Origin of the sequence: Paenibacillus methanolicus (assembly GCF_008124765.1) — a bacterium.
Taxonomy (GTDB): domain Bacteria; phylum Bacillota; class Bacilli; order Paenibacillales; family Paenibacillaceae; genus Paenibacillus_Z; species Paenibacillus_Z methanolicus.
Genome location: NZ_VNHS01000010.1, coordinates 360843 through 372799, shown reverse-complemented (window position 1 = coordinate 372799; position 11957 = coordinate 360843). Strand labels below are relative to the sequence as shown.

At 59.4% G+C, this 11957-nt stretch carries 10 protein-coding genes and 1 riboswitch; of the genes, 7 read left to right on the top strand and 3 right to left on the bottom strand.

Translation table 11 applies throughout. From position 1 onward, the window contains the following. Positions 1–87: 87 nt before the first annotated feature. Positions 88–963, top strand: a complete 876-nt coding sequence (locus tag BCM02_RS25915; RefSeq protein ID WP_148932026.1) for an AraC family transcriptional regulator — start codon at positions 88–90, stop codon at positions 961–963. A 246-nt stretch (positions 964–1209) separates the two neighbouring features. Next, positions 1210–2526, top strand: coding sequence for an HNH endonuclease (locus BCM02_RS25910; RefSeq protein WP_148932025.1), 1317 nt, complete (start codon positions 1210–1212; stop codon positions 2524–2526). A gap of 211 nt (positions 2527–2737) precedes the next feature. Here BCM02_RS25910 and BCM02_RS25905 read toward each other — a convergent pair whose 3' ends face one another. Continuing rightward, positions 2738–2923 (bottom strand): hypothetical protein, encoded by a 186-nt coding sequence (locus tag BCM02_RS25905; RefSeq protein ID WP_148932024.1) that lies wholly within the window; start codon positions 2921–2923, stop codon positions 2738–2740. A gap of 240 nt (positions 2924–3163) precedes the next feature. On the opposite strand from BCM02_RS25905, the gene BCM02_RS25900 reads away from it, so the two are divergent. The 4 genes from BCM02_RS25900 (at position 3164) to BCM02_RS25885 (ending at position 8264) form a co-directional block, all read left to right on the top strand. Then, positions 3164–3850 (top strand): response regulator transcription factor, encoded by a 687-nt coding sequence (locus BCM02_RS25900; RefSeq protein ID WP_148932023.1) that lies wholly within the window; start codon positions 3164–3166, stop codon positions 3848–3850. Further along, positions 3847–5340, top strand: coding sequence for a sensor histidine kinase (locus BCM02_RS25895; protein WP_148932022.1), 1494 nt, complete (start codon positions 3847–3849; stop codon positions 5338–5340). The genes BCM02_RS25900 and BCM02_RS25895 overlap by 4 nt, the downstream gene beginning before the upstream one ends. 72 nt (positions 5341–5412) lie before the next feature. Beyond that, complete coding sequence (locus BCM02_RS25890; protein WP_148932021.1) at positions 5413–6549, top strand: hypothetical protein; 1137 nt, start codon at positions 5413–5415, stop codon at positions 6547–6549. Between the two features lie 674 nt (positions 6550–7223). Beyond that, a riboswitch (cyclic di-AMP (ydaO/yuaA leader) is annotated at positions 7224–7486 on the top strand. 97 nt (positions 7487–7583) lie between these two features. Then, a complete protein-coding gene (locus tag BCM02_RS25885) occupies positions 7584–8264 on the top strand; it encodes a 3D domain-containing protein (RefSeq protein ID WP_246183550.1) in 681 nt (226 codons plus the stop codon). A gap of 84 nt (positions 8265–8348) precedes the next feature. Here BCM02_RS25885 and BCM02_RS25880 read toward each other — a convergent pair whose 3' ends face one another. Continuing rightward, on the bottom strand, positions 8349–9245 hold the full coding sequence (locus BCM02_RS25880) for a polysaccharide deacetylase family protein (RefSeq protein WP_148932020.1): 897 nt from the start codon (positions 9243–9245) through the stop codon (positions 8349–8351). A gap of 186 nt (positions 9246–9431) precedes the next feature. Here BCM02_RS25880 and BCM02_RS25875 point away from each other — a divergent pair, with 186 nt between their 5' ends. Next, entirely contained in the window at positions 9432–10394 is a 963-nt protein-coding gene (locus BCM02_RS25875; protein ID WP_148932019.1) for an alpha/beta fold hydrolase, read from the top strand. 69 nt (positions 10395–10463) lie between these two features. Here the strand turns inward: BCM02_RS25875 and BCM02_RS25870 are convergent, their stop codons facing one another. After that, entirely contained in the window at positions 10464–11714 is a 1251-nt protein-coding gene (locus BCM02_RS25870; protein ID WP_148932018.1) for a methyl-accepting chemotaxis protein, read from the bottom strand. Positions 11715–11957: the final 243 nt, after the last annotated feature.

Sequence of the window (11957 nt, the reverse complement as noted above, 5' to 3'; positions counted from 1 at the left end):
CATAGGCAATACTAGGATGTTGCCTTTATTTTATGCTATGATGCTAGCAAGAGAAATATAATATAAGAACAGGCGGTATATGAGAATATGGAACAGAATGTCCGCCGAACGGAGTATGTGGTGAACGGACAGCTCCGCCGGTTTTTGTTCGCGCTGGGCGAGCAGGACCTTCCGCTATACGTCGAGAGCATCGGCATGAACCCGGAACAGGAGCCGATCGAGCGCCGCTCCGGCTATCCCGTGTTCCACTGGCTGCAGACGATGGCCGGCGAAGGCGAGTTCGAGCTGTCGGGCCGCAGCTTCACCCTTACGCCCGGCAACGGGGCGCTGCTGTTCCCCGGCGTGCCGCATGCGTACGCGAAGAAAGGCAAAACATGGACGACGCTGTATTTGACCTTCGGCGGCACGCTGGCCGAGGCGATGTTGGCGGCGCTTGATATCCGGCATACGGAATGGTTTCATTGGAATGAAGACGCCCCGATCACGAAGCAGTTGTTCGAGATGATCGATTCGGCGGAGCACGACGAGGATCGTACGGGTCTTGATGCCTCCGCGCAGCTCTATCGTTTCATCACGACGCTCAAGAAATACGGCCAGACGGGCGGGCGCTCGTCGTTGTTTCATCATCTGGAGAAGCTGGACCCGCTGCTGCAGTGGCTGGAAGAGCGCTTCGGCGACCCCGAGATCGGACTCACGGACATGGCGGACCGGCTGCAGATCAGCCCGCGGTACTTGAACGCGCTGTTCCGGCAGGCATTCGGCATTACCGCCTACGCGTACCTGATCCGGCTGCGCATCCGCAAATCAAAGGAGATCATGAGCCGGGCCGAAAGGCGGACGGTGAAGGAAATCGCCCTTGCTTGCGGATACCGGGATCCGAGCCATTTCATCGCCGCCTTCGGCAAGACCGAGGGGATGACGCCCGAGCAGTTTCGTAAGCTGCAGGGATGGGCGGCCCCATGACTTAGTTTTGCGTTTATCAATCACCTTGTACTTCTCCGGAACGAAACGCGCCGCGCCGCCAAACACGGCGCCGTCGTTTCGCCTTGAACTACAAGATTTTATAAGTTTCACGCTTATTAATCACCTTGTACTTCTCCGGAACGAAACGCGCCGCGCCGCCAAACACGGCGCTGTCGTTTCGCCTTGGCAAGACAAGGTTAAAACCGGATAGAATTCAATCGGAACGAAAGAACGGAGCGAACGGAAATGGAAGCGAAACGATGCGGAGCGTGCGGCTTGGAGAAGCCGATCACCTCCTTCACGAAGCGTTCCGGCCGAAGCGGCCGGCGCGGGACGTGCCGTTCCTGCCAGCGTAAGCGAGGGCGGGAAGCCGATACGGGGCCGACGCCGGGCGACGAGGCAACGCGACTTAGCGCCGGAGAAGACGAGCTAGGCCATGCGGCGGAAGCGGCCAATCAGAAGCAGGATCCTCCTGGGCCAAGCGCGGGCGCGGATGCGGCGCGGAGCGGTACGGGCCGGAACGTCGCAATGCCGGCGACCTCGACACGGGATGAACGCTTGGACGCCGATCATCCGACGTCCTTTAACGCGGATATCGACGCGGACATGGACGGCGCGTCGACTCACATAGACGCCGAGCGACCGCGCAAACGCAAACGGAGAAGACGGAAGAAGCGCGCGGCCGCGCCGGTTGAGCCGGCTCAGCTCGTTCAACTGCCGTCCGAAGCAGAGGCGCGCGGTCAAGACGAGCAGTCGGGAGATGGGGAAAGCGGATTAATCCCGCTGTTGTCGGAGAGCGAAAGTTCCGCCGGCGAGAGCGACGTCGCGATGGCGCTTGTCGAAGTCGCCGCGCCGGAGGCGGACGGGGAAGCCCCGGCGCGCAAGAGGAAGCGCCGGCGGCGGCGCAAATCCAAGGCGAAGCCGGTTCAGACGAGCGCCCTGCCAAGCGGCGAAGAGCGAGCGGAAGCCCAATGGCTGCTTCCGGACGAGGAAGATGACGATGCCTTCGCAGGCGATGCCGAGTGGCAGGAAGCGCCGGCAGATGGCGACGAAGGCGACGGGGCGCCGACGCGCAAGCGCAAACGGAGGCGGCGGCGCAAGCGCAAATCGGGCGCAGACCAAGCGATCGCGCCGGCAAGGCCGCAGATCAGGCCGCCTTACAAGCGGATCTTGCCGATCAAAGGGCCGTTCAAATTCGACGTTGCCCTGCTGAATGACCGGGGAACCGGCTTGATTCGGCTGCGCGGACGGCGAGAGACGGGCAAGCGGTGGTCAACGGAGATTCCGACCGAGATGGCGATCCGCATGGTGTCGGAAGGAGCGGCCGGAATTATCAATCCTTCGCTCATCCACAAATTGTACACGAAGACGGATTTCAGGCTGCTCATTCTGCAGCGGGACGATTATATATGCAAGTACTGCGGCAGGTTCGGCGATACGATCGACCACGTCATGCCCAAATCCAAGGGCGGATTGTCCACGCCGGATAACTGCGTATGCGCCTGCGCGGAATGCAACCTGAAGAAGGCCGATCATTTGGATTTCGTCTTTGACGACTTCTGAGCCGCGAACCGTCTTGCCGCCGCACCAAACCATAAACATACAAACACCGCTTGGGCCAGAGAGTCTCCCGCAACGGGACTCTTAGGCTTTGGCGGTGTTTTTTGAAATACAAGCATTCCAAATCCTCGGATTATGAACGCAACCCAATCCGCTTATCCGGAACGAAAGGCGCCTCTCCGCTAAAAGACGGCGAGGCGCCTTTCGCCTTGCATTAACGCATCGGCCGGTTGGAGGGCCCTAGGAAAGGCGCCGTAACCGCATGCATGCGGCTGAACCAATTGGCGAAAGTGCGTCTATAGCGGCTCGCCTCCATGGCGATCTCCGATTTGGCTTCTTCTCGTCCTTCCCGCAGCGTGCGGATGGCCTGTCTTCTGTACTCCGATTCGAACGTCATCATAAGCGATTCCTCCTTGGCTGTGAATGAGCCATTTGAATTGCAAGCGCTTACACATTTATTATACATAATATTCTGAAAACTTAAAAGGCGTTCAAGTATTTCGTATAATATGCCTTGGCCTGCGGGGAGTTATGCCTGCCTGCCTAAGGTGTACGATAATTTGTTTACAACTTGGAAACAAGGTAGAAATGCGGCGGCAATTGGGAACTACTACAATATCGCCTTAGGGAGATGGGAATCATGGAACAGAAAATACTGGTGGTCGACGATGAGCAGAGTATCGCGAGCGCCATCGCCTACGCGTTCCGGCGCGAGGGTTACATCGTCGAGACGGCGAGCGACGGAGAGGAAGCGCTGGCCAAAGCGGCCTCCTTCCGTCCGCACGTCATGGTGCTCGACGTCATGATGCCGAAGATGAACGGTTACGACGTATGCCGCAAGCTCGAGAACCGCAGCGGACTGGGCATCATCTTGCTGACGGTGAAGAACGATATCGTCGACAAAGTGCTGGGGCTGGAGCTTGGCGCGGACGACTACATGACGAAGCCGTTCGATTTGAGGGAGCTGATCGCCCGCGCGAAGGCGCTGCTTAGACGGCTGGAGAGCAAGCCCGCGGAGGAGCAGGGGGCGGAGATCGGGGAGCTGCGGCTGCACGTCCCGAGCCGGGCCCTTACGGTCGCCGGCGCGTCCGTGGAGTTAACGCCGAAGGAATTCGATCTGCTCGCGCTGCTCCTGCTGCATCCGGAACGGGTCTATACGCGCGACGAGCTGCTCGATCTCGTCTGGAGCATCGATTACGCCGGGGGCACGCGCACGGTCGACATTCACGTGCAGCGGCTGCGCAAGAAGCTCGGCGAGCCTTATCAAGGGCTGCTGCAGACCGTGTACGGCGTCGGATATAAAGCGCTTCGGGGGCTTCCTTCGTGAGGGAGGCCGTCTCCGCTTCTTCTTACCGGTCGCCTCAAGGCAGCGTACGCGGTCGGCTGCGCTTCGGGCTGACCTGGCGCTTCTCGCTTGCGCTGGCGGCGCTGCTGCTCCTCGCCGTCGGTTCGCTCAGCCTGCTCGTCCTGCGGGAGATCGAAGTGAACCAGCGCGACCGGGTCGAAGCGCTGCTCAAGCAGCGCGGCGAGTTGGCCAATCTCCGCGTGCAGCAGACTTATCTCGGCAATCCGGTCGTGGACGCGCAGACGTTCCTGCGCCGCTCCGGACCGCAGCTGGCGGCGGATTTGAGCAGTCTGCTTAGCGGCGCGCACGTGGTGCTGTACGATGCGAACGGACGCGAGGCCGGCAACTCGCTGCCGCTCTCTCGTACGGATGCCGCGCGGGATACGCTCGATTACGCGATACAAGGCAAAATCGCGTACGAGGTAGCCGGAGACAGCCTTATCTATATGGCGCCCCTGACATGGACGATCGGACAAGTCGGCGTCGTCCAGATCCACTATTCGCTTCAGGCCGACCGGCTCTTCTATGAATCCGTCGCCGCCGGCTTGCGCAACATCGGCCTCGGCGCGCTGACGGTCAGCTTCCTGCTCGGGTTTCTGTACGTGCGGCGGGTCGTAATCGCCATTCGTAAGCTGCATCGGGCGGCCGGCGACATACGGGAAGGCCGCTATTTGACCGAGCCGCCGGTCATGCGGCGGGATGAGCTAGGCGAACTGAGCGAAGGCATCGCCTATATGAGCCGGGAAATCAAGAGCAGCTTCGACCGGCAGAAGCAGTTCATCGGCAGCGTCAGCCACGAGTTCAAAACGCCGTTAACCTCGATTATCGCTTACACGGATTTGCTCGATATGTACCGCGACGATCCGCAGCTGCTGGAAGAGGCGAGGGCCAGCATGCGCAAGGAAGCGGACCGGCTGCTCGAGATGGTCGAGAAGGTACTGCGCCTCTCCGAGCTGGAGCAGTATGAATTCAGTCAACGCGCGGAACCGGTCGCGCTGCGGCCGCTGCTCGAAGAATCGGCCAGCCGCCTGCAGGCCAAAGCGACGCAACTGGGCATCGCGATTCATGCGGAAGCGGAAGATTTGACGGTCATGGCCGACCGGGAAAGTCTGGTCCATATTTTCATGAACGTGCTGGACAACGCGGTCAAATACAACGAACCCGGCGGGCGCGTCGACGTCACCGGCTCCGCAAGAGGTACCTATGCGGTCGTGCGCGTCCGGGATACGGGCATGGGGATTCCAGAGGAAGCGCGAGCGAAGCTGTTCGAGCCCTTCTATACGGTCAGCAAGGACAGGGCTCGCTTGAGCGGCGGCACGGGGCTGGGCTTGTCGCTCGTGAAGCGGCTCGTGCTGCTGCAGGGAGGCACGATCGAGCTGCTGCCGGCGGTAACCGGCGAGCGCGGGGCGACGTTCGAAATTACGCTGCCGCTCGTGCAATCGGCGCCGCGCGACAAACGTTTACATCGTTGAAACAAAGCGGAGACGTTCAAGATACCGAAGCAGGGTAACGTTTAGACATCATGATGAATGGAGGCACAGACAATGAGAAAAGCATCAACGCTCGCGCAGGGCAGGCGTTACAGAACCGCGGGTATTACGGGGTTGGTCGCGTTGTTGCTGCTTGCCGGCTGCTCGGCGCGCGATGCGGCGCCGGACCGCGAGGTGATTCAGAAGGAAGAGAAGACGATCACGGTGGTGGGCAGCGAGCCCGTTCAGAAGCCCGCCGGCATCGTCGTGGCCAAGATCGACACGCTGCAAGGCGTGCGGGGGATGGATTGGATCGGGGAAGAGCAGCTCATCGTCGCCAAGCCGAACGAGCAGGCCGCCCCGATCGCGGTCGAAGGCGGCACGCGGTATCCATTCAACCTGTTCGTGCGCGATCTGGCCGCGGGAACCGACGAAATATTGAAGCAGGCGAACGAAGACCAGGGCGGGGCGATCGTCTCGCCGGATCAGAAGCATGTGTTCTACAAGCAGTATGAAGGAGAGACGGCGAAAGGGCTTATATTGAACCTGGACACGGGCGAGGCGGTGCCCGCCGGCGACACGCCGATCGGCATCTCCGACGGCGAATGGGCCGATAACGAGCGGATCGTCTTTACGACGGAGGACGGCTCCCTAGCAAGAGCGGACGTGACGGGCAAGACGGAGCTGCTGTACCGGACGGGCGATTTCGCGGCCGCGAATCCGCGGCAACGTGGCGACATCGTGTATTACGTAGGTCGCAACTATTCGCTGAACGCCTATAATACGCAGACGAAAAAGAACGAGAGAATCGCTTCCGACGTGATTTGGTTCATTCCGTCGCCCGACGGCAAGCATTTCGCCGTCGTCAAACGGGTGAGCAAAGACGGGCAGCCGCTGCAAATGGAACTGGTGCTCACCGATACCGCGCTGAAAGCGAAGAAAACGATCGCCAAAGGCAATCAAATCTTCGGCGCCAGCTGGTCGCCGGACGGCGCGCGCATCGGGTACACCGTTACCTCGGAGGGAGGCGGCACGCAAGGCGTGTTCGTGGCGGACGCCGTATCGGGCGGGGCGACGCCGGTATCGGTCGACGTGCAGTACGCGTCCGATCCGCTGCGATGGAGTCCGTCCGGCGGCAAGCTGATCACCGGCACGTCGGAGATGAAAGACAATCGCATGACGTTCAAGACGTTCGTCACCACGTTCAAATGAGGCTATTGCGCAGTCAGTATCCTTCCCTCTCGGGATGTCCATCGCTCTTCATTGAAGATGGAGGGGAAGCCGCATGAAATCGCTGGCCGAGGCGAACGTCAAAGCGAAGCATCGCGGACGGTAAAACCGGGACAGCCGGTACGGTGAAGATTGCACACGTAAAGCGGATCGGCGAACAACAAGAAGCGGGTTTCCTGTCGGACAGGGAACCCGCTTCTTGACGTCTAACGCGGCGTTCGGGCGCCTTGATAGCCGTTAGCTCACCCGGTTCCAGATCGCGCCCACCCCGAGCACAACCGCGCTCGCGGCGGCGACCCAGCCGGCCGCCTTCACTAATTGCAACACGTTCGTTATCCGCGCGGCACAATCTTCTTACTACAACTATCGGCCCCGATGCGCGAAAGATAAATACTGCCAAGCCCTTCCGGTCGACCGTTAACTTCTGGCATCCTCCATAGCCGAGTAGGTTCCGCCCAACGAAATGCCTCCTCCCTCGCTTTGCATAGGTGAGTTTCTTGCTCATCCCGCTTCTGATTTCTGCAAACTACGTCTATCCGCTCGTCTTGGTCATAAAAAGTTTTCGCGCGCAAACGTTTATGAACACAGTGTTTATACCTGACATCGCAACCGATGCCGCAATTTACCGGTAGGAATCGGGCTGTGGACACTGTAACCTTTTACACGAGCCGAAACTTAATGTACGGGGGAACTTCGGGAACTATCGCTGGCCGATATTTTCCGCCGTGTTCGCATGGCGACATGGATTCTGCGATTCATCCACGGATGTCCGGAAGACCGCGAACGGTCGACTGAACGACCCGATGGATGCAAAAGCTTGGGGTGAATCGCGAGCGGCGAAAGCCGGGTGCGCGCGAAGGGTCGAACTCCTCGATCCGAATCCGACAACTAACCTCGTAGGCCACATGCTGGAGCGGATCGTTTGCGGGCTGTATCGGGCCGCGGTTCCGTTCGCGTTGACGAGAGCGAGCGTCGCGAATGACGGCGCGTTTCTCGTAAATAAAGGAGGATGTCCATTGTTAACATTCAAGTCTTGGAAAAAAACCGCGGCAGCCGCTGTTCTCGGGCTTGCGCTGCTGGCCTCGGCTGGCGCCGCAAGCGCGGAAGCAGCGTCGCACAAAGCAACGGACGACGATACGTTCTGGAGTTTGTCCAAGCGGTACGGCATGTCGGTGGCAGAGCTCATGGAAGCCAACCCGACCGTCAATCCGCTGAACATCTACGCGGGACTTACGATCGCGATCCCGGATGGCGACAGCAAGCCGCAGCAACCTGTTGCAAAAGCGAAAGCCAAGCCGGTCATGAAAATGATGGCGGCCGAACTGCCGACAAACGAGTCCGAGCCGACGCTGACAGTGAACGGCAAAGCCGTGGCATACACGGACGCGCTGCAGGTGAAAGCGAGCGCCTATACGGCGGCGGCGAGCGAGAACGGCCAATGGGGCGCCGTCGATTACTTCGGCAACCCGCTTAAGGTCGGGACCGTCGCGGTCGATCCGAATCTCATTCCGCTTGGCACCAAACTGTTCGTGACCGGCTATGATTATAACGGTCTGCCGATGGGCGGTATGTTTGCCGTCGCGTCCGACATGGGCGGGGCGATCAAAGGCAACCGCATCGACATCTTCGTCTCGTCGTCGCAGCAGCAAGCGCGCACGTTCGGGTATCAATATGTCCATGTCTATGTGCTGAAATAAGCATGGGAAGAAGGAGGTCTGCGCCCATCGGCGCGGTCCGCCGCAAGCGCTGCGCCGTTATGGGGCAGCGCTTTTTGTGTTTGGCTACCGCTTCGGACGCGGCGACCGGGCAACCGGGCGGCCAAGAAGCTCGGGCAGCGGCACGATGTCGTACCCCTTCTTCCGCAAAAATTGAATGAGCTGCGGGAGCGCTTGTACCGTGCCGGATAAATCCTGCGTCGGTCCGCCGCCCGCATGCTGCAAAATAATCGAACCCGGCTGGAGCGTGCTTTTGATATTGGTCATAATGCGCCCGCTGCCGATGCTGCGCCAGTCCTCCGAGTCCACGTCCCAGTTGACGACGGTGTAGCCGTTCGCCTGCGCCCATTCGATCTGTCTCGGCGTAATGGCGCCGTAAGGCGGACGGACAAAACGCGGGCTGTACCCGGCAAGCGAGCGCAGCAGTCGATCCGTCTGAGTTACCTGTTGACCGAACTGATACACCGATATTTTCGTGAAGACCGGGTGGTCGTAGGAATGATTGGCGATCATATGGCCTTCCTTGCGCATCCTCGCGACGATGGCCGGATACGCCTTAGCTTTGGAACCGAGTACGAAGAACGTCGCGCGAACCCGGTATTTCGCCAGCAGATCGAGCACCTTCGGCGTATACCGGGGATCGGGGACGTCGTCGAACGTCAGCGCGACTTTCATGCTGCCCCGCGAGCCCCGGACGAAGAACGTCCCCGGATACCGCCGCTGCAGCTCGAGCCACGAGTATGAGCCCGCCGAACGCTTGCCTTGGCGCGAATCGGTCAGTTCTTGGAAGGCGGGGGAGTCCGACGGGAGCGCGGTTGCATGAATGCCCGGCGTGGCGTGAGGGGGGGCGGAATCGCGGATCGGGAGGGCGCAAGCCGCACACGCCTGCATGGCCACAAGGAGGGCGGGAACGGTAAGCCATCGTCCTGCAGCCGATTTCCGGTTGCCGTCTGCGTTAGCCATTTGTCTCCCTCCATTCCGGTGGCGAGTTACTGTGTGATCATTTTTCCGCTAATGCGGCGCGAACATGCACCGGCAATCTTGATTAATTGCAGGGAAATGCGCATTTTTATACTTTACATGACCTCGTCGGCAGGCGTAACATGAGAAAATCAGGAAACCAATCCACCACCGTAAAGGAGAATGGAAATGCCGCAAATCGATATGCCGTACGCGCAGCTGCAAACGTATTCAGGAATCAACCCGAAGCCAGCGGACTTCGAACATTACTGGGACCAGGCGCTTGCAGAGATGCGCGCGACGGACCCGAAGGTCGAGCTGATTCCAAGCTCGTTCCAAACGCCGGCGGCCGAATGCTTCGACTTGTACTTCACGGGCGTAGGGGGCGCACGCGTCCATGCCAAATACGCGCGTCCGCGCGGCGCGTCCGAACCGCATCCGGCCGTCCTGCAATTCCACGGCTATACCGGCAGCGCCGGCGACTGGAACGAGCGCCTGGCTTACGTATCGCTGGGCTTCTCCGTCTTCGCCATGGACTGCAGAGGGCAGGGAGGTTCGTCGGAGGACGCGGGCGGCGTGAAGGGCAACACGCATCACGGTCATATTATCCGGGGGCTTGACGATAAACCGGAGAATCTGCTGTTCCGCGGCATTTTCCTCGATACCGCCCAGCTGGCCTCGATCGCCATGGACATGAAGGAAGTTGACGAAACCCGCGTATACGCGACGGGCTGGTCGCAAGGGGGGGCGCTGACGATTGCTTGCGCGGCGCTGGAGCCTCGCATCCGCAAAGCGGCGCCGGTCTATCCGTTCTTGAGCGACTACAAACGAGTCTGGCAGATGGACTTGGCGAAGGATGCGTACGAGGAACTGCGCGGATACTTCCGCCGGTTCGATCCGCAGCACAAGCGGGAGGACGAGGTGTTCACCCGACTGGGCTACATCGACATCCAGCACTTGGCGAATCGCATTCGGGCCGACGTGGTCATGGGCGTGGGCTTGATGGATACGATCTGTCCGCCGTCGACCCAATTCGCGGCGTACAACAAGATTCAATCCCGCAAGCGGCTGGAAGTGTATCCGGATTTCGGCCATGAAGGACTGCCGGGTCTGCATGACACGATCATTCAATTTTTCTTGAGCGAAGAATAAGAGAGCGGCATGAACGCCAAAAAAAGCGCCTCCCAGGATGTCCTGGCGGCGCTTTTTGCTTTAGGTTGCTTACACTTTAAAGACGGACATCGTGCGCTGGAGCTGATTGACGTGCTGCTGCATGCGCTCGGTCTCTTGAATGACGGATTGGACGGACGCGATCTGTTCGTTCATCGAGGCGGCTACCTCTTCGGTGCCGGCCGCCGACTGCTCCGTGATCGCCGAGATGTTCTGGATCGTCGACGAGATGCGTCTCGTGCTCTCCAGCATCGCCGCGCTGTCGCGCGCGAACTGGGAAATTTGTTCGGAGATGAATTTCACGCTGCCGATGATTTCCGCGAACGATTGCTCGGTTTGGTGAAGCGCTTCGGTCTGCGTCTTCACGACCTCTCCGTTCACCTGAATACCGGTGATCGCTTGCTTGACGGCGGCGTCGATGCTCTTCACGAGCGTGAATACTTCCTTGGTCGCCGCGTTCGATTCCTCGGCAAGCTTGCGGACCTCCTGCGCGACGACCGCGAAGCCGCGTCCGTGCTCGCCCGCGCGGGCCGCTTCGATGGAGGCGTTGAGCGAGAGCAGGTTGGTCTGTTCCGCGATTTCGGAGATCGTGTGCGTAATCGCGGAGATGCCGTCCGCTTTATGCGCCAAATCTTCAATGGAAGCGGCTACATTTGCGGTCGCGTCGACGTTGCGTTTCATCCCTTCGGCCTGGCTTTCGACCGCTTGGCGGCCTTTGTCCACGAGCGTCAGCGCCAGCTCCGAACGTTCGTTCATCTGCTTGGTCGCGTCGGCGTAGCTTGCGAAGCTCGCTTCGATCTCGCGGATCGAGTCGGCCATCACGTTGATGTCGGCCGAAATTTCGGCCGCCCCAGTAGCCAACTCCGTGGCGGACGTCGTGACCTGATCCATCATTTGCTTCAGGTCGGTGTTCTTGTAGTAGATCGTGCGGCTTGAATCGTTGACGACGTTCGAGATGCCGGATGTTTCTTTCAAGATGTCGCGGATCTTGCCGACCATGCTGTTGAAGGAATGACCCAGCTCCCCGGTCGAGGAGGCATCCAGCGTCTGCGTGAAGTCGCCTTTGGACACGGAGTAGGCGGCGTTCCTGAGCTCTTCGAACGAATGCGAGAGCGTCTTCTCGAAGAATAGAACGACCGGATAAGTAACCGCGGCCATGACGGCGATAATGACGAGACCGGCCCATACATTGCCGCCGAAGACGAGAAGCGCGATAAGCAGAAGAACGGCGAAGAGGACTACGTTCGAATAAAATCCAACCATCAGCTTCTTGCGGACGGATAAAGCGTGCAGCCATTTCATAGACCGACCCTTGCCCCTTTCGTTTGTCACCTGTATAGGTATCTTTTCCCTTATTATATCACCGGTACGGGGATTGTCTATATTTGTCTAAAAAGTGGCGAATGGGTCGAATGATCTGGTCGGAATCGCTCGAACGAGAGCTTTTTGCGAAGAAATTGAATGTATATGTAAGTATATTGTAAAAAATGATTGAAATATGTAAGTCTTTCGTCTTATAATGAGTCCGAAGTACTAATATGGTAA

Excerpts from the sequence above, each read along its gene's own strand:
- BCM02_RS25880 (WP_148932020.1), bottom strand. The coding sequence starts at position 9,245 with ATGGCTAACGCAGACGGCAACCGGAAATCGGCTGCAGGACGATGGCTT.
- BCM02_RS25870 (WP_148932018.1), bottom strand. The coding sequence starts at position 11,714 with ATGAAATGGCTGCACGCTTTATCCGTCCGCAAGAAGCTGATGGTTGGA.
- BCM02_RS25875 (WP_148932019.1), top strand. The coding sequence starts at position 9,432 with ATGCCGCAAATCGATATGCCGTACGCGCAGCTGCAAACGTATTCAGGA.
- BCM02_RS25890 (WP_148932021.1), top strand. The coding sequence starts at position 5,413 with ATGAGAAAAGCATCAACGCTCGCGCAGGGCAGGCGTTACAGAACCGCG.
- BCM02_RS25910 (WP_148932025.1), top strand. The coding sequence starts at position 1,210 with ATGGAAGCGAAACGATGCGGAGCGTGCGGCTTGGAGAAGCCGATCACC.
- BCM02_RS25905 (WP_148932024.1), bottom strand. The coding sequence starts at position 2,923 with ATGATGACGTTCGAATCGGAGTACAGAAGACAGGCCATCCGCACGCTG.
- BCM02_RS25900 (WP_148932023.1), top strand. The coding sequence starts at position 3,164 with ATGGAACAGAAAATACTGGTGGTCGACGATGAGCAGAGTATCGCGAGC.
- BCM02_RS25915 (WP_148932026.1), top strand. The coding sequence starts at position 88 with ATGGAACAGAATGTCCGCCGAACGGAGTATGTGGTGAACGGACAGCTC.